The sequence below is a fragment of the Paracoccus jeotgali genome (genome assembly GCF_002865605.1).
GTDB lineage: Bacteria > Pseudomonadota > Alphaproteobacteria > Rhodobacterales > Rhodobacteraceae > Paracoccus > Paracoccus jeotgali.
The window spans coordinates 1,902,594-1,923,931 of record NZ_CP025583.1; the positions used below are offsets into that span (position 1 = coordinate 1,902,594).

At 68.9% G+C, this 21,338-nt stretch carries 17 protein-coding genes and 1 tRNA gene; 11 read left to right on the plus strand and 7 right to left on the minus strand.

Translation table 11 applies throughout. The annotated features are described in order from the left end of the window. From hutU to hutI, 3 genes are read right to left on the minus strand one after another with little or no spacing between them, the layout of a single operon-like run. Positions 1-1,698 carry a urocanate hydratase gene (gene hutU, locus CYR75_RS09280; RefSeq protein ID WP_101499790.1) on the minus strand — a complete coding sequence of 566 codons (1,698 nt, stop codon included), beginning with the start codon at positions 1,696-1,698 and terminating at the stop codon, positions 1-3. Between the two features lie 23 nt (positions 1,699-1,721). Beyond that, a complete protein-coding gene (hutH, locus tag CYR75_RS09285) occupies positions 1,722-3,242 on the minus strand; it encodes a histidine ammonia-lyase (RefSeq protein ID WP_101499791.1) in 1,521 nt (506 codons plus the stop codon). After that, a complete protein-coding gene (hutI, locus tag CYR75_RS09290; protein WP_101500970.1) occupies positions 3,236-4,432 on the minus strand; it encodes an imidazolonepropionase in 1,197 nt (398 codons plus the stop codon). The genes hutH and hutI overlap by 7 nt, the downstream gene beginning before the upstream one ends. Positions 4,433-4,518: 86 nt before the next feature. On the opposite strand from hutI, the gene CYR75_RS09295 reads away from it, so the two are divergent. Then, entirely contained in the window at positions 4,519-5,175 is a 657-nt protein-coding gene (locus CYR75_RS09295; protein WP_101499792.1) for a UTRA domain-containing protein, read from the plus strand. A 176-nt stretch (positions 5,176-5,351) separates the two neighbouring features. On the opposite strand, the gene CYR75_RS09300 is transcribed toward CYR75_RS09295, so the two are convergent. Further along, entirely contained in the window at positions 5,352-7,421 is a 2,070-nt protein-coding gene (locus CYR75_RS09300) for a catalase (protein WP_101500971.1), read from the minus strand. Between the two features lie 348 nt (positions 7,422-7,769). On the opposite strand from CYR75_RS09300, the gene CYR75_RS09305 reads away from it, so the two are divergent. Continuing rightward, complete coding sequence (locus tag CYR75_RS09305) at positions 7,770-8,993, plus strand: MFS transporter (RefSeq protein ID WP_225972666.1); 1,224 nt, start codon at positions 7,770-7,772, stop codon at positions 8,991-8,993. Between the two features lie 141 nt (positions 8,994-9,134). Here the strand turns inward: CYR75_RS09305 and metE are convergent, their stop codons facing one another. Beyond that, positions 9,135-11,417, minus strand: coding sequence for a 5-methyltetrahydropteroyltriglutamate--homocysteine S-methyltransferase (gene metE, locus CYR75_RS09310; RefSeq protein ID WP_101499793.1), 2,283 nt, complete (start codon positions 11,415-11,417; stop codon positions 9,135-9,137). A 99-nt stretch (positions 11,418-11,516) separates the two neighbouring features. Between metE and CYR75_RS09315 the strand changes: the two genes are divergently transcribed. Beyond that, entirely contained in the window at positions 11,517-12,389 is an 873-nt protein-coding gene (locus CYR75_RS09315; RefSeq protein ID WP_101499794.1) for a LysR family transcriptional regulator, read from the plus strand. Between the two features lie 159 nt (positions 12,390-12,548). On the opposite strand, the gene CYR75_RS09320 is transcribed toward CYR75_RS09315, so the two are convergent. After that, positions 12,549-12,625: transfer RNA gene (locus CYR75_RS09320), tRNA-Met, on the minus strand. A gap of 170 nt (positions 12,626-12,795) precedes the next feature. Continuing rightward, complete coding sequence (gene gltX, locus CYR75_RS09325) at positions 12,796-14,118, minus strand: glutamate--tRNA ligase (protein ID WP_101499795.1); 1,323 nt, start codon at positions 14,116-14,118, stop codon at positions 12,796-12,798. Positions 14,119-14,209: 91 nt separating this feature from the next. Between gltX and CYR75_RS09330 the strand changes: the two genes are divergently transcribed. From CYR75_RS09330 to CYR75_RS09365, 8 genes are all read left to right on the plus strand, one after another. Next, on the plus strand, positions 14,210-14,617 hold the full coding sequence (locus CYR75_RS09330; RefSeq protein WP_101499796.1) for a metallopeptidase family protein: 408 nt from the start codon (positions 14,210-14,212) through the stop codon (positions 14,615-14,617). After that, a complete protein-coding gene (locus CYR75_RS09335) occupies positions 14,614-15,564 on the plus strand; it encodes a 1-phosphofructokinase family hexose kinase (protein WP_101499797.1) in 951 nt (316 codons plus the stop codon). Before CYR75_RS09330 ends, CYR75_RS09335 begins: the two co-directional genes overlap by 4 nt. A 2-nt stretch (positions 15,565-15,566) precedes the next feature. Then, the gene (dtd, locus tag CYR75_RS09340) at positions 15,567-16,016 is read left to right on the plus strand and encodes a D-aminoacyl-tRNA deacylase (RefSeq protein ID WP_101499798.1); all 450 of its coding nucleotides are present in this window, start codon (positions 15,567-15,569) and stop codon (positions 16,014-16,016) included. A gap of 383 nt (positions 16,017-16,399) precedes the next feature. Continuing rightward, positions 16,400-17,641 carry a DEAD/DEAH box helicase gene (locus tag CYR75_RS09345; protein ID WP_225972923.1) on the plus strand — a complete coding sequence of 414 codons (1,242 nt, stop codon included), beginning with the start codon at positions 16,400-16,402 and terminating at the stop codon, positions 17,639-17,641. 157 nt (positions 17,642-17,798) lie between these two features. Further along, positions 17,799-18,374 carry a thymidine kinase gene (locus tag CYR75_RS09350; protein ID WP_101499800.1) on the plus strand — a complete coding sequence of 192 codons (576 nt, stop codon included), beginning with the start codon at positions 17,799-17,801 and terminating at the stop codon, positions 18,372-18,374. A gap of 132 nt (positions 18,375-18,506) precedes the next feature. Further along, positions 18,507-19,646 carry a D-alanyl-D-alanine carboxypeptidase family protein gene (locus CYR75_RS09355; RefSeq protein ID WP_101499801.1) on the plus strand — a complete coding sequence of 380 codons (1,140 nt, stop codon included), beginning with the start codon at positions 18,507-18,509 and terminating at the stop codon, positions 19,644-19,646. Further along, a complete protein-coding gene (tmk, locus tag CYR75_RS09360) occupies positions 19,625-20,251 on the plus strand; it encodes a dTMP kinase (RefSeq protein WP_404825347.1) in 627 nt (208 codons plus the stop codon). The genes CYR75_RS09355 and tmk overlap by 22 nt, the downstream gene beginning before the upstream one ends. Next, positions 20,248-21,336, plus strand: coding sequence for a DNA polymerase III subunit delta' (locus CYR75_RS09365; protein ID WP_101499802.1), 1,089 nt, complete (start codon positions 20,248-20,250; stop codon positions 21,334-21,336). Before tmk ends, CYR75_RS09365 begins: the two co-directional genes overlap by 4 nt. The last annotated feature ends 2 nt before the right edge of the window (positions 21,337-21,338 follow it).

Genomic DNA, 21,338 nt, shown 5'->3' on the forward strand with positions numbered 1-21,338 from the left:
TCATCCAAGTATGGCGGGCAGGTTCAGCCCATGCTCACGCGCACAGTCCAGCGCGATCTCATAGCCTGCATCCGCATGGCGCCAGACGCCAGAGGCCGGGTCGTTCCACAGCACCCGTTCCAGCCGCAGCGCGGCCTCGGGCGTGCCATCGGCGCAGATCACTACACCGGCATGTTGCGAGAACCCCATCCCTACCCCGCCGCCGTGGTGCAGGCTGACCCATGTCGCCCCCGAGGCGGTGTTGACCAGCGCGTTCAGCAATGGCCAGTCCGACACCGCGTCCGAGCCGTCGCGCATCGCCTCGGTCTCGCGGTTGGGCGAGGCGACCGAGCCGGCGTCGAGGTGGTCGCGCCCGATCACCACCGGCGCCTTCAGCTCGCCCGAGGCGACCATGGCGTTGAATTTCAGCCCCGCCCGGTGCCGCTCGCCCAGACCCAGCCAGCAGATCCGCGCCGGCAGGCCCTGAAAGGCGATCCGGTCGCGCGCCATGTCCAGCCAGCGATGCAGATGGGTGTTGTCGGGAAACAGCGCCTTCATGGCGCGGTCGGTCTTGTAGATATCCTCGGGGTCGCCCGACAGCGCGCACCAGCGGAACGGCCCGATCCCCTTGCAGAACAGCGGGCGGATATAGGCGGGCACGAAGCCGGGAAAGGCGAAGGCGTCCTGCAGCCCCTCGTCAAACGCGACCTGGCGGATGTTGTTGCCGTAATCCAGCACCGGGACGCCCGCCTGCCAGAATCCAACCATCGCCGCGACCTGCTCGCGGATCGAGGCACGCGCGGCTGCCGCGACCTCTTTCGGGCGGCTCTCTTGCGCCTCGCGCCAGGCGCCAAGCTGCCAGCCGCGCGGCAGATAGCCACGCAGCGGGTCATGGGCCGAGGTCTGGTCGGTCACGATGTCAGGGCGGCCATTCGGCATCGCCTCGCCCGCCTGCATCCGCCGCAGCAGTTCCGGAAACACGTCGGCGGCATTGCCGATCAGCGCCACCGATTTCGCCTGCCCGTCGCGGGTCCAGCGGTCGATCATCGCCAGCGCCTCGTCCAGCGACTGGGTCTTTTCGTCGCAATAGCCGGTGCGGATGCGGAAATCGGCGCGGGTCTCGTCACATTCGACGGCCAGACAGCAGGCGCCCGCCATCACGGCCGCCAAGGGCTGCGCGCCGCCCATCCCGCCCAGGCCCCCGGTCAGGATCCAGCGGCCGGTCAGATCGCCGCCATAATGCTGCCGCCCGGCCTCGGCAAAGGTCTCGTAGGTGCCCTGCACGATGCCTTGCGTGCCGATATAGATCCACGACCCCGCCGTCATCTGGCCATACATCGCCAGCCCCTTGCGATCGAGTTCGTTGAAATGGTCCCAAGTCGCCCAATGCGGCACCAGGTTCGAATTCGCGATCAGCACCCGCGGCGCGTCGGCATGGGTCTGGATTACCGCGACGGGCTTGCCGGACTGGACGACCAGCGTCTGGTCGTGATCCAGCTTTTTCAGCGCATCCACGATCAGGTCGAAATCGCGCCATGTCCGCGCCGCGCGCCCGATGCCGCCATAGACGACCAGCTCATGCGGGTTTTCGGCGACGTCGGGATGCAGGTTGTTCATCAGCATCCGCAGCGCGGCCTCGGTCTGCCAGCTTTTGGCGTTCAGCGTGGTGCCGGTGGGCGGGTAGATGTCGCGGCGATTGTGGCGGGGATCGGCGGTCATGGGCACTCCGTGGTCAAGGGGCGTCAAAGCGGCAGCGAGACACCGGCGGCATCGGCCAGCCGCCCGCTTTCGATCAGCGCCTGCGCGGCGGCAAGGTCGGGGGCGAGATAGCGGTCGGCCCCCATCGGGGCGATCTGCGCGCGCAGCGCGTCGATGGCGGCGCGGATCGGGGCGGAACTCGCCAGCGGCGCGCGAAAGGCGATGCCCTGGGCGGCGCAGATCGCCTCGACCCCGAGGATGCCGGACAGGTTCCCGCACATCCGGCCCAGACGCCGCGCGGCATGGGCGGCCATGCTGACGTGATCCTCTTGATTGGCTGAGGTGGGGGTCGAATCGACCGAACAGGGCGCGGCCAGATGCTTGTTCTCGCTCATCAAGGCCGCCGTCGTCACCTCGGCGATCATCAGCCCGCTGTTCAGCCCCGGTTCCGGGGTCAGGAAGGGCGGCAGCCCGAAACTGAGCGCCGGGTCCACCATCAGCGCCACCCGGCGCTGCGCGATGGCGCCGATTTCGGCCACGGCCAGCGCGATCTGATCGGCGGCAAAGGCCACCGGCTCGGCATGGAAGTTCCCGCCCGAGACGATCTTGCCGTCGGACAGCACCAGCGGGTTGTCGGTGGCGCCATTCGCCTCGGTCAGCAGGGTCGCGGCGGCGAAGCGCAGCAGGTCCATCGCCGCGCCGGTCACCTGCGGTTGGCAGCGGATGCAATAAGGGTCCTGCACGCGCAGATCGCCTTCGCGGTGGCTTTCGCGGATCTCGCTGCCCGACAGCAGCTCGCGCGCGATGGCGGCAACGGCGATCTGGCCGCGATGGCCGCGCAATTCGTGGATCTGAGGGTGCAGCGGCGCGGTCGAGCCCATGACGGCGTCGGTGGACATGGCCCCGGTCAGGATCGCGCCGCGCAGTCCGGTCCAGGCGCGGAACAGGCCGATCAGCGCCAGCGCGGTCGAAAACTGCGTGCCGTTGATCAGCGCCAGCCCCTCTTTCGCACCCAGCACGACCGGCCTCAGCCCGGCGCGTTCCAGCGCCGCACCGCCCGGCATCCGCTCGCCTTTGAAGAACGCCTCGCCATGGCCCAGCATCACCGCCGCCATATGCGCCAAGGGCGCCAGATCACCCGAGGCGCCGACGCTGCCCTGATCGGGGATCATGGGCGTGACGCCGCGCGCCAGCATCCCCTCGATCAGGGTGACGATCTGGGGCCGGACACCCGACGCGCCGCGCCCGAGGCCCAGCAGCTTCAGCGCCATCATCATCCGGGCGGCGGGGATCTCCAGCGGCTCGCCCAGCCCGCAGCAATGGGACAGGATCAGGTTCTGTTGCAGCAGCGCCGTGTCCTCGGGCGCGATCCTCACCGAGGCGAGCTTGCCGAAGCCGGTGTTGACGCCGTAAACCGCCGCGCTGCCCTGCGCCGCCGCCGCGATGGCCGCGGCCGAGGCCTGTATTCCCGGCATCGCGGACTCATGCAGCCGCACCGCCGTGCCGTCGCGCCAGATGGCTTCCAACTGCGCCAGCGTCGTCTGGCCGGGGATCAGTGTCAGCATCTTTCACCCTCGAAATAGCGCGCATGCAGCGGGTTGAAGCCGATGCGATAGGACAGCTCGGCCGGGTGGTCGATGTCCCAGACCGCCAGATCGGCGCGGTTGCCGACCGCGATCACGCCGCAATCCGTCAGCCCCAGCGCGCGGGCGGCGTTGGCGGTCACCCCGCGCAGACATTCCTCGGGCGTCAGACGGAACAGCGTGGCCCCCATGTTCATCGTCAGCAGGATCGAGGTCAGCGGCGACGTCCCCGGGTTGCAGTCACTCGCCAGCGCCATCACCGTGCCGGCCTGACGAAAGGCCGCGATGGGCGGCAGGCGGGTTTCCCGCAGCGTATAGAAGGCGCCGGGCAGCAAGGTGGCGACGGTCCCGGCCTGCGCCATGGCGGCCGCATCCCCGGAATCGGCGTATTCGAGATGATCCGCCGACAGCCCGCCCCGCTGCGCGACCAGACGGCTGCCGCCCTGATGCGACAACTGCTCGGCATGCAGCTTGACCGGCAGACCCAGCGCGGCAGCGGCATCGAACAGCCGCGCCATCTGCGCGGCGGAAAAGGCGATCTCCTCGCAAAAACCGTCCACCGCATCGACCAGCCCCTCGGCATGGGCGGCGGTCAGGCCGGGAATGGCGATCTGATCCAGATAATCATCGCTGCGGCCGGCATATTCGGGCGGCACGGCATGGGCGGCGAGCCAGCTTGTGACAATGCGAACCGGCCGCAGCCGGGCCAACCGCCGGGCCGCGCGCAGCATCTTCAACTCGTCGTCGATGGTCAGCCCATAGCCGGATTTGATCTCGACGGTGGCCACGCCCTCGGCCACCAGCGCATCAAGTCGCGGCAGCGCGGCGTCGACCAACTCATCCTCGCTGGCGGCGCGGGTCGCGGTCACGGTGGACAGGATGCCGCCGCCAGCCCGCGCGATCTCCTGATACGAGGCACCCTGCAGCCGCATCTCGAACTCGCGGGCGCGGTCGCCGGCAAAGACCAGATGGGTATGGCAGTCGATCAGCGCCGGGGTGACGACGCGCCCGCCCAGATCGGTGATTTCGGCGTCCTCGAACCCCGCCGGGATGCTGCCCATCGCCTCGATGCGCCCATCGGCCAGCACCAGCGGCCCATCGCGCAGCTGATACCCCGCCGCTCCCGGCTGACAGGTCAGCAGACGCAGATTGTCCAGAACGCGGCGAATCATCCACCCCTCCTCGCTTGCATCCATGACTAGTCAGGGCGGGTTATTATGTCTAGACATATCCGGCGAGGGATTTGAAAGGGCGGCACATGGCGCGACATGACGAGATCCGGGCCGAGATGATGCGGCGGATCAACGCTGGCGAATGGCCGGTGAACCGGGACATCCCGAGCGAGGTCGAGCTGGGGGTCGAGTTCGGCGTGGCGCGCGGCACCATCCAGCGCGCGCTGTCCTCTCTGGTCGCACAGGGCCTGATCGAGCGTCGCCGCCGCGCCGGCAGCCGCGTCGTGCCGCGCACCGCCCATGCCTCGCGCCTCAGCATCCCGCTGATCCGGGAAGAGATCGAGGATCGCGGCTTCGCCTATGGCTATCGCCTGCTGGACCGCGCGGTCGTGGGCGGACCAGTGCCGCATCTGCGCCTGTGCTGCCTGCACATCGCCGACGGCCAGCCGTTCCAGTTGGAGCGCCGGGTGATCAGCCTGACTGCCCTGCCCCAAGCCGAGGCGCAGCCGTTCGACATGTCCGGCCCGAATGAGTGGCTGGTCCGAGAGGTCCCCGCCAGCCGCGTCACCACCCGCATCAGCGCCGAGGCCGCCGATCCCGACAGCGCCGCCATGCTGGCCCTGCCGCCGGGCGCCCCGCTGCTGGTGGTTGCGCGGCAGACCTTTCTGGCCGACGCGCCCCTGACCCGCGTCCGCCTGCTGCACCCGGCCGAAAGCTATGCGGTGACGACCGAGTCATTCTAGCTACGCGCCGCAGCGCGCTGGCTGGGCGAGAGGTGTTCTTCGCTTACCGGCCTGCCTCGGCCCCACACACACCGGCTCGAACCCGCCCCACCGCAAAGCCTCACCCTCTGCCCCTACTGATCCCTCAGCCCAGCACGGCCTTCCGCCGACCCCATTTGAGGCCGGCGGAGTGTCGATCAACTCTGCGCCGCCCAGATCTTCTGCTCGCGGCTGAAGTAGCGTTGCTTGGCCGCCTCGGGCAGGTCCGAGAGGCTGACCACGCCCTCGTCGGTGCTCACCCCGGCCTTTTCCAGAAGCGGCTTGGCGCCGTCGCTATGGCCGATGGCCTTGCAATGGGCGAAGGCGTCCGAGACGAAGTCGATGGCGGGCTTGTGCTTGCACAGCTTTTCCGCCGCCGCCTCGGTCAGGACCAGCGCGATGGCGTCCACCAGCACCGAGGGCGTGCCGTCGAGCTGACCGTCGCGCAGGCCCCGGCGCGGGGCGATCAGGGCGGCGGTGCCGCCTTCGGCCTCGATGGCCGAGGTGAGCGTGTCGATCTCGTCCTGGTCGCTGTCGTCGTCGACGAGGACGCCGATCTTGCGGCCCTTCAGCGTCTCAAGCGCGTTCTTCAGGATCGACAGCGCGTCCGAGGGCTGCATCTCCACCGTCTCGCTGGCCGCGGGGGCGCGTTCGGGCAGGTCGAGGTCCAGCCCCTTGGCGACCCGCTGGGCCAGCGCCTCGTCGATATTGCGAAGCTGCGCCAGCACGTTGATGCGGACATGAGGTAGATCGACCTTGGACAGCTCGAAGGTGAAGGCAGCGGCGATGTGGTCCTGCTCGACCTCGGTCTGGCTGACATAGAACAGCCGCGCATGGCTGAAATGATCGGCGAACTTGTCGGCGCGGACGCGCAGCTTCTGGTTGGCATCCTCGCGCTGATCCATGCGGCGGATGGTCTGGAAGCCCTGATCCGAGGGACGCGGACCGGGGTCCTCGCCCGCCCGGTCGAGGCTGTTGGGTTCGTAGTTCGACCGGCCCTTGTGGATCAGCGTCTGCATCATGCCGTCGCGCTGCATGTTGGCGAAGGGGCAGCGCGGGGCGTTGATCGGGATCTGGAAGAAATTCGCCGTTCCCAGCCGCGATTTCTGCGTGTCGAGATAGCTGAACAGCCGCCCCTGCAGCAGCGGATCGTCGGTAAAGTCGATCCCCGGCGGCACGTTCTGGGGCATGAAGGCCACCTGCTCGGTCTCGGCGAAGAAGTTGTCCGGGTTGCGGTTCAACTGCAGCGTGCCGATGATCTGGACCGGCACGTCCTCTTCCGGGATCAGTTTCGTCGCGTCGAGCACGTCATAGAACTGCGAATCCGCGAACTCGGAATCGAAGACTTGGATGCCCAGATCGTATTCCGGGAACTCGCCGCGGTCGATGGCCTCCCACAGGTCGCGGCGGTTGAAGTCGGGATCGGCGCCGCTGACCTTGACGGCCTCGTCCCACAGCAGCGACTGCATCCCCAGCCGGGGCTTCCAATGGAACTTGACGAAGCTGACATCGCCGTCGGCGTTGACCATGCGGAAGGTGTGGACGCCAAACCCCTCCATCATGCGGAAGCTGCGCGGCAGGGCGCGGTCGGACATCAGCCACATGACGGTGTGCAGGGTTTCCGGCATCAGCCCGACGAAATCCCAGAAGGTGTCATGGGCCGAGGCCGCCTGCGGGAACATCCGGTCGGCCTCGGGCTTCACAGCGTGGACGAGGTCGGGGAACTTCATCGCGTCCTGAATGAAGAAGGGCGCGAAGTTGTTGGCGACCAGATCCCAGTTGCCTTCCTGCGTATAGAACTTGGTGGCAAAGCCCCGCACGTCGCGGGGCGTGTCCTTGGACCCTTTCGAGCCGGCGACGGTGGAAAACCGGGTGAAGGTCTCGCAGCTGTTGCCTTCCTCCTGAAACAGCGCCGCGCGGGTCAGTTCGGGGATGGCGCGGGTGACGGTGAAGGTGCCATGCGCGCCCGATCCCCGGGCATGGACGATGCGTTCGGGGATGCGTTCATGATCGAAATGGAAGATCTTTTCGCGCAGCACGAAATCTTCCAGCAACGCCGGCCCGCGCGGCCCGGCCTTCAGGGTGTTCTGGTTGTCGCTGATCGGCACGCCATGATCGGTGGTCATCACGCCAGAGCCGTCGCGCTGCTGCGTCTCGCCCCCGCTGCCCTGCGGCAGGTCCGAGACGCGGTTCATCGCGTCCTTGCTGGCCTTGGCGGCTGAATCCATCTTGCCGTGTTTGGCGCCCGGTGCGGGTTCTGGCGTGTTCCTGACCTGGTCGTTGCTGCGGTCGTCTCCGGCGGGGCGGTCGGTCATGGCGATCCCTCTTGATCTGGCTGGTTTGGCCCCGGCGCGATAGGGTCGGGGCGCGGCTGGCATAGGGGGCAGGCATCGGACGGGGCGGGCGGTCTGGTGGCGACCCCGCGTTTGCCGTCCGGGCGGTGCACCGTGCTGAAACCGGCGAGGGGTCGGAAAGTTCCGCTTCCCGGTGCGGGGAACGCCGCCGCGGTCGCCGGAAAGCGCCATGCGAGGCGGATCGACGCTGACAGACCCGCCGATCTGGGCTAACTGCATGCCATGTTGACCAATGCACGCCCCCGTCCCGGCCGGATCGGCTTTATCCTTCTGATGGTTCTGGTCGGTCTGAACCTGCGCCCGGCGCTGTCCTCGCTGGCCCCGCTGCTGCCCCGGATCGAGCGCGAGGGCGAGTTGTCGGTGCTGATGCTGTCCTCGCTGACGACGCTGCCGGTGGTTTGTCTGGGCCTGTTCGCGCCGCTGGCCCTGTGGCTCGCCAAGCGGCTGGGGATGGAGCGGAGCATCGCGCTTGGCCTGACCATCCTCAGCGTCGGGTTGATCCTGCGCGGTGTCGCCACGGCGCCGGCGCTGTTCGCGGGCACGCTGCTGGCGGGTGCGGCGATCGCCATTGTCGGCACGCTGCTGCCGGCGCTGGTGATGCGCGAACTGGCGGGCAGCGCCGATCTGGTCACCGGCGTCTATACCATGGCGCTGTGTCTGGGCGGGGCCCTGGGCGCAGGGCTGAGCATCCCGCTGGCCGATCTGATGGAGAGCTGGCCCGCGAGCCTGATGTCATGGGCCGGGCTGTCGCTGGCGGCACTGCTGGCGTGGTGGCTGGCGATGCCGCAATCGGCCCCGGACCGCAAGCTGCGCGTGGCCAAGGGCAACACGCTGTCCATGCTGCGTCAGCCGTTGGCGTGGCAGGTCATGGTGATGATGGGCAGCCAGTCCTCGCTGGCCTATATCGTCTTCGGCTGGCTGCCGACGCTGCTGGTGGCGCGCGGCTATAGCGAAGGCGAGGCCGGCTGGCTGATGAGCGTGTCGATCCTGACGCAGCTGGTTTCAGCCATCGGCGCGCCGTGGCTGGCGCGGATGCACAGGGACCAGCGCCCGATGCTGATGCTGGTCGTGGGGCTGGTGGCGGCAGGGCTGTGGGTGCTGCTGATCGGCCCGTCGGCGCTGCGCTGGCCGGGCAGCCTGCTGCTGGGGCTGGGTCAGGGCGGGCTGTTCAGCCTGGCGCTGACGCTGATCGTGCTGCGCAGCGGCAGCCCCGCCATCGCGGGCGAGTTGTCGGTTCTGGCGCAGGGCGGCGGCTATCTGATGGCCGCTCTGGGCCCGCTGCTGGTCGGGCTGCTGCTGCACGCCGATGCCAGCATCGCGCGGATCACCTATGCGCTGTTCGCGATCCTCAGCGTCACCGCCACCATGGCGCTGCTGGCCGGGCGCAAGCTGCGGCTGGAACTGGACGGCGATGAGGGGCTGGTGACGGTGAATCAGCGGTTCTAGCGGCTTTGCCGGGACTGATTCAGGGCTGACGCTGTCGCTGCCGCGACCGCCTGAATGAAATGTCGCTCCGAGCGTCGTTCCGCAGCCCCTACAACAGAAAGGGGCGCAAACCGCGCCCCTCCCTGTCAGCCCCACCACCAGTCACGCCGACCGCCGCGCCTCTGGCTGCACCGAGTCGCGCAGCTGCTTCGCCGCCGCCACCAAATGCGTCAGCGAGCGTTCGACCTCGGGCCAGCCGCGCGTCTTCAGCCCGCAATCGGGGTTCACCCACAACCGCTCGGGCGGGATCAGCGCCGCCGCGGCCTGCAGCAGCGCCACCATCGATGCCTCGTCCGGCACGCGCGGGCTGTGGATGTCCCAGACGCCCGGCCCGATCTGGTTCGGATAGGCGAAATCGTGGAAGGCCGACAGCAGTTCCATATCCGAACGCGAGGTCTCGATCGAGATCACATCCGCGTCCATCGCGGCAATTGCGGGCATGATGTCGTTGAACTCGGAATAGCACATATGGGTGTGGATCTGCGTCTCGTCCGAGACAGGCGAGGAAGCCAGCCGGAAACACGCCACCGCCCAATCCAGATACGCCGCCCGCTCGGCCTGGCGCAGGGGCAGCCCCTCGCGCAGCGCGGCCTCGTCGATCTGGATGATCGGCAGCCCGGCCTGTTCCAGATCCACCACTTCGTCCCGGATGGCCAGCGCGATTTGCCGACAGGTCTGGGCGCGGGGCTGGTCGTCGCGGACAAAGGACCATTGCAGGATCGTCACCGGCCCGGTCAGCATCCCCTTCATCGGGCGGTCGGTCTGCGCGGCGGCAAAGCGCGCCCAGTCCACCGTCATCGCGTCGGGCCGCGAGACATCGCCGAAGATCACCGGCGGCTTGACGCAGCGCGAGCCATAGGACTGGACCCAGCCGTTGCGGGTAAAGAAGAACCCGGCCAGACGCTCGCCGAAATATTCGACCATGTCGTTGCGCTCGAACTCGCCATGGACCAGCACGTCGAGGCCCAGTGCCTCTTGCCGCCGGATGCAGTCGCGGGTGCGGTCCTGCAGAAAGCCGTTATAGTCGGCGTCGTCCATCTCGCCCCGGCGATACGCGGCGCGGGCCTGACGGATATCGGGCGTCTGCGGGAAGGACCCGATTGTGGTCGTCGGAAAGACCGGCAGCCCCAGCCGCGCCTGCTGCCTTGCGGCGCGCTCGGCATAGGGGCTGGCGCGGCGAAGATCGGCGTCAGCCACGCGCGCCACCCGCGCCTTGACGCTGGCGTCATGGATGCGCGGCGAGGCGCGGCGCGAGGCGATGGCCGCGTCGGCGCGGTCGAATGCCTCGGCCGCCGCCGCCCGCCCCCCTGCCGCCGCTGCCGCAAGGGCTGCGACCTCGTCCAGCTTTTGTCGCGCAAAGGCCAACCAGCTTGCCTGTTCCTCATCCAGCCCGCTCTCCAGCGCCAGATCGACCGGCACATGCAGCAGCGAGCAGGACGGCGCGACCTCGACCCGGTCCGGCCCCAGCCGCTCGACCGCCCGCGTGGCCAGCGTCAAGGCCGCGCTCAGGTCGCTGCGCCAGATGTTGCGCCCGTCGATCAGACCCAGCGACAGCGTGCGCTCGCCGACGCGGTCCAGCACCGCGTCAAGCTGTGCAGGTGCGCGCACCAGATCGACATGCAGCCCCGCCACCGGCAACCCGCAGGCGAGGTCCGTATTGTCGCCCAGCGCGCCGAAATAGGTGGCGAGCAGGATGTGCGGACCGGCTTCGGCGAGGGCAGCATAGGCGCTTTGCAGCGCCGCGGCCTCGGGCTCGGTCAGGTCGCGGACCAGGATCGGTTCGTCGATCTGCACCCAATCCGCGCCCGCCGCCTTCAGCCGCGACAAAAGCTCGGCATAGACCGCGACCACCTGCGGCAGCAGCGACAGCGGGTCAAAGCCCTCGGTCTTGGATTTGCCAAGCGCGAGCCACGTCACCGGCCCCAGCAGCACCGGGCGGGTGTGGATGCCCTGCGCCTTGGCCTCGGCGAAGCGCTGGACGGGCAGGTCATGGGCGAGATGCAGGTCCAGATCCGGCGTCAGTTCCGGGACGATATAGTGGTAATTGGTGTCGAACCACTTGGTCATCTCCATCGCCGGGGCGTGGGTGGTGCCCCGCGCCATGGCGAACAGCGCGTCGAGACCCTGACGTCCCGCAAAGCGCGGCGGCACGGCGCCCAGCAGCGCCGTCATATCCAGCACGTGATCGTAGAAAGAGAAATCATTCGACGGAATGCGCGTCAGCCCCGCCTTGACCTGCGCCGCCCAGTTCTGCTGCCGCAGTTCCGCGCCGAGCGCTTCCAGCGCGTCGGCGTCGATCTCTCCTTTCCAATGGGCCTCCAGCGCCCGTTTGAATTCGCGCCGTGCGCCGATGCGCGGATAGCCCAGATTTGCCGATGCGACCATGTCACCCTCCGTCAGCTGATGTCCTGTCCGACATAGCGGGATTGGAACATGACGAGAAATGGGATTATGTCAGGGTTCAATGACACGGAGTCATGTGAGATGATCGACATCCAGCCGCTTGCCATCCTGCGCGAGATCGACCGCACCGGCAGCCTGACGCTCGCCGCCGACAAGCTGTGCCTGACGCAATCCGCCGTCAGCCACGCCATCCGCCGCTTTGAAGAGCGTCACGGGGTCAGGCTGTGGGACCGGCAGGGCCGGCGGCTGCTGCTGACGCCGTCGGGCCAGTATCTGCTGGCGCTGGCCAACCGCGTGCTGCCGCAGCTTGAACACGGGGCGACCGTGCTCGAGGATTACGCCCGCGGCCGCCGGGGCGCGATCTGGGTGGGGATGGAGTGTCACCCCTGTCAGGACTGGCTGATGCGCGTCGTCGACCCGTTTCTGGCGCAATGGCCGGATGTCGATCTGGATGTGACCTCGGCCTTTCAGTTCGGCGGGCTGGCGGCGCTGCTGGGGCACGAGATTGACGTGCTGGTGACGCCCGACCCGACCGAGCGCCCGGGCCTCGAATATCTTCCGGTCTTTGACTACGAGCTGGTGCTGGCCGTGGCGCAGGACCATCCCTTGGCCTCAAAGCCCCGCCTGACGCCCGAAGATCTGGTCCACGAGACGCTGGTCACATACCCCGTCGCGCTGGAACGCCTTGATATCTATACGCGCTTCCTGATCCCCGCCGGCGCGCTGCCGCGTCGGCACCGGACGGTCGAGACCACCGACCTGATGCTGCGCCTCGTCGCCTCGGGCCGGGTGGTCAGCGCCACCCCCGACTGGCTGCTGCGAGACACCCCCGGCATCCGCGGCCTGCGCATCGGCGAAGGCATCGCCAAAAGCATCCATCTGGGCCTGCGCAAGGGCGAGCGGCCGGAATATCTGGCGGGTTTTATCGATCTGGCGCGGCAGGTGAAGGTGTAGGGGCTGCACGCCGGATGGCGTCGCTTAGCGGCAGTTGATGATCGAGGCCGTCGCGTCGCTCACGGCTGGGCCGCCACCCAAAACCGATACAACAACCTCGCCGACCGCGAGCTTCACGCACCGTTTCACCACTGTCGAGAGATAAACCCGGATTTGCGGTGGTAGCGGAGGAGGGACTTGAACCCCCGACACGCGGATTATGATTCCGCTGCTCTAACCAGCTGAGCTACTCCGCCCCAAGCGCCCGGCTTCGGGTGGTGGGGATTTAGGTCAGGCGCTGCGGGGCGTCAAGACGATTCTGCGGGTTTTTCGCGCGGTGGTCGGCTCTGCCGGAAACCGCAGCGAAAACAGCCAGCCAGACCCGCAGGCGAGGGCGTGGCCACAGCGGCGACGCGACCGCGAACCGCTATTCCCGCGCCTTCACCACCTGCAACAGCGGCATCACATCGGCCATCTCAGGCCCGTGGGCCTGGCCGGTCAGCGCCTTTCGCAGCGGCATGAACAGCGCCTTTCCCTTGCGTCCGGTGGCCTGTTTGACCTCGGCCGTCCATTTTGCCCAGCTTTGCTCGTCATAGGGCGGGGGCGGCAGCAGGCGCATGGCCTCGGCCACGAACTCCGAATCCTCGGCGGCGATTTCGGGCGTCGCGCCGGTGCTGAAGATGTCCCACCACTCGGCCAGATCGTCCAGACGCGTGATGTTCTGGCTCGCCACGCGCCAGAAGCGCTCGGCCTGCGCGTCGGGGACGCCCAGATCGCGAATCCGCCCTTCCACGGCGGAGAACGGCAGCGACTGGTTCTGGTGGCGGGTCAGCGGCCACAGATCCTCGGGGTCGAAGCGGGTCGGCGAGGCGCCGAAATGCGACAGATCGAAGCTGTCGGCGATCTCGTCCATCGACAGCAGCTCGACCGGCTGGCTCGACCCCAGCCGCGACATCATCGACACCAGTGCCTGCGGCGCCACGCCCGCCTCGCGCAGATCGCGGATGGACAGCGCGCCGATGCGCTTGGACAGCTCTTCGCCCTGCGCGCCGGTCAGCAGGCTGTGATGCGCGAAACGCGGCAGCGTGCCGCCCATCGCCTGCATGATCTGGATCTGGGTCGCGGTGTTGGTGACATGGTCCGCGCCGCGCACGATATCGGTCACCCCCATATCCACGTCATCGACCGAGGACGCAAAGGTATACAGCACCTGCCCATCGGCGCGGATCAGCACCGGATCGGACACCGATGCGGCGTCGATCGAGATCTCGCCCAGGATGCCGTCCTGCCACTCGATCCGCTCGCGGGCGAGCAGAAAGCGCCAGTACCCCTCGCGCCCCTCGGCCCGCAGTTGCGCCTTGTCGTCCTCGCTCAGCTCCAGCCCGGCGCGGTCATAGACCGGGGGCTTGCCCATGTTCAGCTGCTTCTTGCGCTTCAGGTCCAGCTCGGTCGGGCTTTCGAACACCTCATACAGCTTGCCCGCCTCGCGCAGCCCGGCGGCGGCTTCGGTATAGCGGTCGAGGCGTTTCGACTGCTGCTCGAACCGGTCCCAGGTGATGCCCAGCCACTCCAGATCGCGGCGGATGCCGTCCATGTATTCCTGTTTCGACCGCTCGCGGTCCGTGTCGTCGAAGCGCAGGATGAAGGTCCCGCCGGCCTTGCGCGCGATCAGATAGTTGAACAGCGCGGCACGCAGATTGCCGACATGGATATGGCCCGTGGGCGAGGGCGCAAAGCGGGTGATGGTCATGGCTGGGTTCCCCTGATTGCGCTTGCTCTTTCACAGGCGGGCGATTTTGTCCATATCAGGGCGAGCCCCACCCCTCGACAGGACATGCCGAATGAGTGACTGGACCGACCGCACCGCCCCCGATGCCGCCGAGATCGAGGCCCTGGCGCAGAAGCTGATCGCCACCCTGCCCGAGGCCTTCGCCGCCCCCGCGCGCGAGGTCGTGCTGCGGGTCGAGGAATTCGCCGATGAAGAGATGCTGGACGAGCTGCAGATCGACGACCCGCTGGAGCTGACCGGCATCTATGACGGCGTGCCGATGACCGAGAAATCGGCCAGCCATCCGCAGGCCTTCCCCGACACGATCTGGCTGTTCCGCCGCGCCATTCTGGACGAATGGGCCGAACGCGGCGACGTCACGCTGTCGGATCTGGTCGGCCATGTGATGGTCCATGAACTCGCCCATCATTTCGGCTGGTCGGATGAGGATATCGCCAAGATCGACAGGTGGTGGGAATGAACCAGGCGCCGATCCTGACCGTCACGCTGAACCCGGCGCTGGACCTGTCGACCGAGGTGGACGAGGTCAAGCCCGACCTCAAGCTGCGCTGCGCCGCGCCGGTCACCGACCCCGGCGGCGGCGGCATCAATGTCAGCCGCGCCATCGCGGTCATGGACGGCGAATCCGCGGCCTTCGTGGCGCTTGGCGGGGCCACCGGGACGCGGCTGGCCGAGCTGCTGGACCGGGCCGGGATCAACCTGCACTGCATCGACGCGCCGGGCGAGACGCGCGAATCGCTGGCCGTCACCGACCGCGCCACCGGCCAGCAATACCGCTTCGTGATGCCGGGGCCAACATGGCAGGACCGCGACGCGCAGGCCGCGCTGGACGGGATCGTGCGGGCCGCGCCGCCGGGCGGGCTGGTGGTGCTGTCCGGCTCGAACCCGCCGGGCGTGCCGGATGATTTTGCCGCGCGGCTGGCGGCGCGGCTGGCGGACGAACAGGCCGGGCTGATCGTCGACACCTCTGGCCCCGCGCTGCGCCAATTGGCCCGCGGCGGGCATCGCGTGACCCTGCTGCGGATGGACCGCGCCGAGGCCGAGGAACTGGCCGGCGCGCCCCTGCCGCAGCGGGCCGACACGGCAGGCTTTGCCGCCTCGCTGGTGCTGGCCGGGGCCGCGCAGGCGGTGATCGTGGCGCGCGGCGATGACGGCAATATCGTCGCCCATGAAACCGGTCAGTGGCACGCCGAATCGCACCCGGTCGAGGTGGTCAGCAAGGTCGGCGCGGGCGACAGCTTTGTCGCCGGCTTTACCCTCGCCACCGCGCGCGGGCTGGATGTCGATCACGCGCTCGGCTGGGGGGCGGCGATGGCCTCGGCCGCCTGCATGACCCCCGCGACCGAGCTGTGCCGCGCCGAAGACGCGCACCGCCTGTTCGCCGAACGCATCGTCACGAGGCTATAGACATGCGCGCCCTGATCCAGCGCGTCACAAAGGCCAGCGTCACCGTCGCGGGCGAGGTGACCGGCCGCACCGGGCCGGGCCTGCTGGTGCTGGTCTGCGCCATGCCCGGCGACACCGATGCGACCGCCGACAAGCTGGCGCAGCGGGTGGCGAAGATGCGGATCTTCCGCGACGCCGAGGGGCGGATGAACCGCTCGCTGCTCGACACCGGTGGCGGCGCGCTGGTGGTAAGCCAGTTCACGCTGGCCGCCGACACCCGCTCGGGCAACCGCCCCGGCTTTTCCGGCGCTGCCCCGCCCGACCTCGCGCAGGACCTTTATCTGCGCTTTGCCTCTGCCCTGCGCGATCAGGGCATCGCCACCGAAACCGGCGTCTTCGGGGCGGAAATGCAGGTCGCGCTGGTCAATGACGGGCCGGTGACGATCTGGCTCGACAGCGCCGAGCGCGGCTAGAACCTTCGGCGGCAAGCGCAAGTTTTCCTTGACACGCGGCCGGAAAGCCCCCATCTGGCAACCAGTCCCGAAACTGCGTGCTGCCGCGTGTGCAGCCAGTCGCAGCCGGGCCAGTCAGGTTCCCACCGACACGCAGGGGCACCGCCGGGCCGCCGTATCATGGCCCGCACCCCTCTTGCGGCGTATGCCGCCCGGCCGTGCCCGATACGGGTGCCCGGCCCGTTTCTTATGCAAGTGACTTCAGAATGACCGAAGACTTCCGCCGCCCCCGTCGGGGCCAGAAACCGCGCCCGCAATCGGCGCGGACCCCGCGTGCCGCCGATGTGCAGGCACGCCGCACAGCCACCGTTCGCGAACCGCTGACCACCGGCCCCTTTGCCGAGATGGGCATCGACCCGCGCATCAACGCCAACCTGCCGCCGATGGGGCTGACCACGCCGACGCCGATCCAGGCGCAGGCGATCCCCCATATCGTTCAGGGCGTCGACCTGCTGGGCCTCGCCCAGACCGGGACCGGCAAGACCGCGGCGTTTTCGCTGCCGATGCTGACCCGGCTGCTGAACCACGGCCGCAAGCCCGATCCGCGCAGCTGCCGCGCCCTGATCCTCGCCCCCACGCGGGAACTGGCGACGCAGATCGCGCAGTCGGTCGAAAGCTTTGCCGAAGGCACCCCGATCCGCGCCTTCCGCGTTGTCGGCGGTGCCTCGATCAACGTCCAGATCCAGCGGATCGAACGCGGCGTCGATGTGCTGATCGCGACGCCGGGCCGGCTGATCGACCTGCTCGACCGCAAGGCGGTCGATCTCTCTCAGACCGAATATCTGGTGCTGGACGAGGCCGACCAGATGCTCGACATCGGCTTCATCCACGCGCTGCGCCGCATCGCGCGGACCCTGCCGCAAAAGCGTCAGACGCTGCTGTTTTCCGCCACCATGCCCAAGCTGATGGAGGAACTCGCCAGCACCTATCTGCGCGACCCGGTCCGCGTGCAGGCCAACCCGCCCGGCCAGGCTGCCGAAAAGATCGAACAGGGCGTCCATTTCGTCAACCAGGGCGACAAGGCCGCGCTGCTGGCCGAATATGTCTCGCGCCACCCGGGCGAGCTGGCGATCGTCTTTGGCCGCACCAAATACGGCTCGGACAAGCTGGCCAAGCTGCTGGAAAAATGGGGCTTCTCGGTCGCCGCGATCCACGGCAACAAGTCGCAGGGCCAGCGCGAGCGCGCCCTCAGCGCCTTCCGCGAGGGCAAGACCCAGGTGCTCGTGGCCACCGACGTCGCGGCCCGCGGGCTCGACATCCCGGCGGTCGCACATATCTACAATTACGACCTGCCGAACGTGCCGGAAAACTATGTCCACCGCATCGGCCGGACGGCGCGCGCCGGACGCAAGGGCCGGGCCGTGGCCTTCTGCGCCCCCAGCGAGGTCGGCGAACTGCGCGACATCGAGAAAGCCATGAAGGCCCGCATCCCGGTCATCGGCGGCGAAGCCCCGCCCGAACCGACCTCGGCGCCCCGTGGCCGCGGCCGCGCCGCGCCCGCCGGTCGCCCCGGCGGGGCCGAGATGCCGCGCAAGCGCGCGAGCAGCCGCCCCTCGCGTCGCCCCAAGGCCGAACGCCAGGGCTGACACCCTGACAAACCCGACAACACAGCCCGCGCCGACACACTCGGCGCGGGCTTCTTCTTTGCCCAAATACTCATCACCGGCACCGCCCCCGACCCCGCCGCCCGCCGGGTCGCGCCGGACAGCTTGATGCAGCCCGCGCCGGGCGCTATCTGGCGCCATGGCCAAGCTCTACTTCCATTATTCGACCATGAACGCCGGCAAAAGCACGCTGCTCTTGCAGGCGTCCTACAACTACCGCGAGCGCGGGATGAAGACGCTGCTGCTGATCGCCTCGCTCGACGACCGCGCGGGCGACGGGGTCATCGGCTCTCGCATCGGGATCAGCGCGCCGGCCACGGCTTTCGGCCCCGCCCAGGATCTCTTTGCGCTCATCGCCGCCGATCCCGGCCCGCTCTCTTGCGTGTTCGTGGACGAGGCGCAGTTTCTCTCGGCCGATCAGGTCTGGCAGCTGGCGCGGGTCGCGGATGATCTGGGCATTCCGGTCATGGCCTATGGGCTGCGCGTCGATTTCCGGGGCCAGCTGTTCCCCGGCTCGGCGGCCCTGCTCGCGCTTGCCGACGATCTGCGCGAGGTCCGCACCATCTGCCATTGCGGGCGCAAGGCGACCATGGTCGTGCGCCGCGACGCGCAAGGCCGGGTGCAGACCGCAGGCGCGCAGGTGCAGGTGGGCGGGAACGAGACCTACCTCTCGCTCTGCCGCCGTCACTGGCGCGAGGCGGTGGGCACGGCCTGACGCCCCCCCCCGCAAACGCCGCGCCCCGCGCGGATGTGATCGCTGCCGCGCGTTGCCCCAATCGCCCAGTTGCGCTAATCCTGTGGCCAAACCCGCCCGGCCCGACCGCCGGCCCATGACAGGCAGACCACCATGCGCGCAGTCCTGATTGCCCTTCTGACCCTTTTGCCCCTGCAGGCGGGCGCCTTCGACACCACCGCGCGCTCGGCCTGGGTCTATGATGTCGGCACCGGCACGGTGCTGCTGGCCAAGAACGCCGACGAGCCGCTGCCGCCGGCCTCGATGTCCAAGCTGATGACCCTCTACATGCTGTTCGAGGCACTGCATGAAGGTCGCCTGCAGATGGACACGCGGCTGCCGGTCTCGACCCAGGCGCGGCAGATGCAGGGCTCGACCATGTTCCTGAACGAACGCGACCGCCCGACCGTGGAAGAGCTGATGAAGGGCATTATCGTGCTGTCGGGCAATGACGCCTGCGTCGTCGTCGCCGAAGGGCTGGCCGGGACCGAAGAGGCCTTTGCCCGCCAGATGAACGACCGCGCGAAATCGCTGGGCATGACGCAGTCGCATTTCGTGAACTCGTCGGGCTGGCCCGCGCCCGGCCATGTCATGTCCGCGCATGATCTGGGGATTCTGGCCGAGCATCTGATCGAGGATTTTCCTGAACTCTACAAATACTTCGCGATGACCGAGTTTCCGTTCGATGACCGCGCCCCGGCCAACCGCTTCAACCGCAACCCGCTGCTCAAGCTGGGGATCGGCGCCGACGGGCTGAAGACCGGCCACACGCAAGAGGCCGGCTACGGCCTTGTCGGCTCGGCCGTGCAGGGGGATCGCCGGGTGATCTTCGTCGTCAGCGGGTTGGAAAGCGAAAAGGCCCGCGCCGAGGAAACCGAGCGTCTGGCGGCTTGGGCGTTTCGCGACTTCACCATGAAAGAGGTCGTGCCGCAGGGCGAGACGGTGGCCACCGCGCCGGTCTGGCTGGGGGCCTCGTCGCAGGTCGCACTGACCACGCAAAAGGGGCTGAACGTGCTGGTCCCGGTCGGCGCCGAGGCCGGCATCAAGGCCGAGGCCGTGTTCAAGGGTCCGGTCGAGGCGCCCATCGCCAAGGGCGCGCGTCTGGGCGCGCTGCAGATCGAGGTGCCCGGCGTCGGCCCCGCCACCGTGCCGCTGATCGCCGCGCAGGACGTGGCGGCGGCGGGCTTTGTCGGCCGGCTGAAGGGCGCGGCGATGCGTCTGGGCGGGCAGGCATGGACGGCGGCGCGGAACTGACCGCCCGCATGTTGATCAGCTTCGAGGGCATCGACGGCAGCGGCAAGACCACGCAGGCCCGGCTGCTGGCCGAGCATCTGCGCCGCGCAGGAACCGAGGTCGTGCTGACGCGCGAGCCCGGCGGCTCGGACGGGGCCGAGGCGATCCGCCGCCTGCTGGTCGAGGGCGGCACCGACCGCTGGTCGGCCGAGACCGAGATCCTGCTGTTCACCGCCGCCCGCCGCGACCATCTGGAACGCACCATCCGGCCCGCCCTGGCCCGGGGCGCCACCGTCATCACCGACCGCTTCGCCGATTCGACCCGCGTCTATCAGGGCGTGACCCGCGGCGATCTGGCCGCGACGGTCGAGACGCTGCACCGGCTGATGATCGGCGTCGAGCCGGACCGCAGCTTCATCATCGACATCGACCCCGCGCTTGGCCTTGCCCGCGGTGCCGCGCGGGGCGGGGCCGAGGATCGGTTCGAATCCATGGGCCTCGGCTTTCAGCAGAAGCTGCGCGCGGGCTTTGCGGCGCTGGCGCAGGACCACCCGCAGCGGGTGCGCCTGATCGACGGCCACGGCACCCCGGACGAGGTCGCGCGCCGGGTGCAGGCCGCGCTGTGACCGACGCCGCCCCCGAATCCGACCGCGTCGCCGGCAGCCCCCATCCCCGCCATGCCGATCGGGTGGTGGGCCATGACGCCGCGATTGCCGAGTTTCTGACCGCCGCCGGGGCGCAGCGGCTGCATCACGCCTGGATGCTGACCGGCCCGCGCGGCATCGGCAAGGCGACGCTCGGCTGGGCCATGGCGCGCTGGCTGCTGGCCGAGGGCCCGACCGACCGGCTGCACATCCCGCCCGACCATCCGGTGACGCGCCGCATCAACGCACTGTCCGAACCGCGCCTGCATCTGGTCCGGCGCGGGGTGGACGACAAGGGGCGACTGAAGCCGGGCATCGGAGTGGACGATATCCGCGCGTTCCGGTCCTTCTTTCAACTCAGCGCCGCCGATGGCGGGCGGCGGATCGCGATCATTGACGCCGCGGACGAAATGAACACCGCCGCCGCCAACGCCCTGCTGAAGACGTTGGAAGAACCGCCGCAGGATGCGCTGCTGCTGCTGATCGCGCATCAGCCGGGCCGGCTGCTGCCGACGATCCGCTCTCGCTGCCGAGAATTGCGGCTGTCGCCGCTGTCGCCGCAGGATATGGGCGCGGTGCTGCAGGCGCACGGCATCGACGAGGACGCGACCGCGCTGGCCGCGCTGTCGGGCGGCTCGGTCGGCGAGGCGCTGCGGCTGGCGGGTCAGGACGGGTTGCAGGTCTATCGCCAGATCGTCGATCTGTTCGCCACCCTGCCCCGTTTCGACCGCAGCAAGGCCCGAGCGCTGGCCGATGCCGCCGCCCCCCGCGCCAGTGCCGAGGGCGACGCCTTCGATCTGCGGATCACGCTGCTCGATCTGTTCCTGTCGCGGCTGGCGCGGGCCGGGCTGCTGGGCGCCCCTATCCCCGAGGCCGCACCGGGCGAGGCCGAGTTGATGGCGCGGCTGTGTCCCGACGCCGATGCGGCGCGGGTGTGGGCCGGCGCGCAGGCGGAACTGTCGGCGCGGGCGCGGGCCGGGCGGGCGGTCAACCTTGACCCCGCCGCCCTGCTGTTGGATATGCTGGTGCAACTGGCCGGGCTGGCCCCGGCGCACGCGAAAGCCTGACC

What these genes read in the sequence shown, in the direction of transcription:
- hutU (WP_101499790.1), bottom strand. Translation starts at nt 1,698, where the DNA reads ATGACCGCCGATCCCCGCCACAATCGCCGCGACATCTACCCGCCCACC.
- hutH (WP_101499791.1), bottom strand. Translation starts at nt 3,242, where the DNA reads ATGCTGACACTGATCCCCGGCCAGACGACGCTGGCGCAGTTGGAAGCC.
- hutI (WP_101500970.1), bottom strand. Translation starts at nt 4,432, where the DNA reads ATGATTCGCCGCGTTCTGGACAATCTGCGTCTGCTGACCTGTCAGCCG.
- CYR75_RS09295 (WP_101499792.1), top strand. Translation starts at nt 4,519, where the DNA reads ATGGCGCGACATGACGAGATCCGGGCCGAGATGATGCGGCGGATCAAC.
- CYR75_RS09300 (WP_101500971.1), bottom strand. Translation starts at nt 7,421, where the DNA reads ATGGATTCAGCCGCCAAGGCCAGCAAGGACGCGATGAACCGCGTCTCG.
- CYR75_RS09305 (WP_225972666.1), top strand. Translation starts at nt 7,770, where the DNA reads ATGTTGACCAATGCACGCCCCCGTCCCGGCCGGATCGGCTTTATCCTT.
- metE (WP_101499793.1), bottom strand. Translation starts at nt 11,417, where the DNA reads ATGGTCGCATCGGCAAATCTGGGCTATCCGCGCATCGGCGCACGGCGC.
- CYR75_RS09315 (WP_101499794.1), top strand. Translation starts at nt 11,517, where the DNA reads ATGATCGACATCCAGCCGCTTGCCATCCTGCGCGAGATCGACCGCACC.
- gltX (WP_101499795.1), bottom strand. Translation starts at nt 14,118, where the DNA reads ATGACCATCACCCGCTTTGCGCCCTCGCCCACGGGCCATATCCATGTC.
- CYR75_RS09330 (WP_101499796.1), top strand. Translation starts at nt 14,210, where the DNA reads ATGAGTGACTGGACCGACCGCACCGCCCCCGATGCCGCCGAGATCGAG.
- CYR75_RS09335 (WP_101499797.1), top strand. Translation starts at nt 14,614, where the DNA reads ATGAACCAGGCGCCGATCCTGACCGTCACGCTGAACCCGGCGCTGGAC.
- dtd (WP_101499798.1), top strand. Translation starts at nt 15,567, where the DNA reads ATGCGCGCCCTGATCCAGCGCGTCACAAAGGCCAGCGTCACCGTCGCG.
- CYR75_RS09345 (WP_225972923.1), top strand. Translation starts at nt 16,400, where the DNA reads ATGGGCATCGACCCGCGCATCAACGCCAACCTGCCGCCGATGGGGCTG.
- CYR75_RS09350 (WP_101499800.1), top strand. Translation starts at nt 17,799, where the DNA reads ATGGCCAAGCTCTACTTCCATTATTCGACCATGAACGCCGGCAAAAGC.
- CYR75_RS09355 (WP_101499801.1), top strand. Translation starts at nt 18,507, where the DNA reads ATGCGCGCAGTCCTGATTGCCCTTCTGACCCTTTTGCCCCTGCAGGCG.
- tmk (WP_404825347.1), top strand. Translation starts at nt 19,625, where the DNA reads ATGGACGGCGGCGCGGAACTGACCGCCCGCATGTTGATCAGCTTCGAG.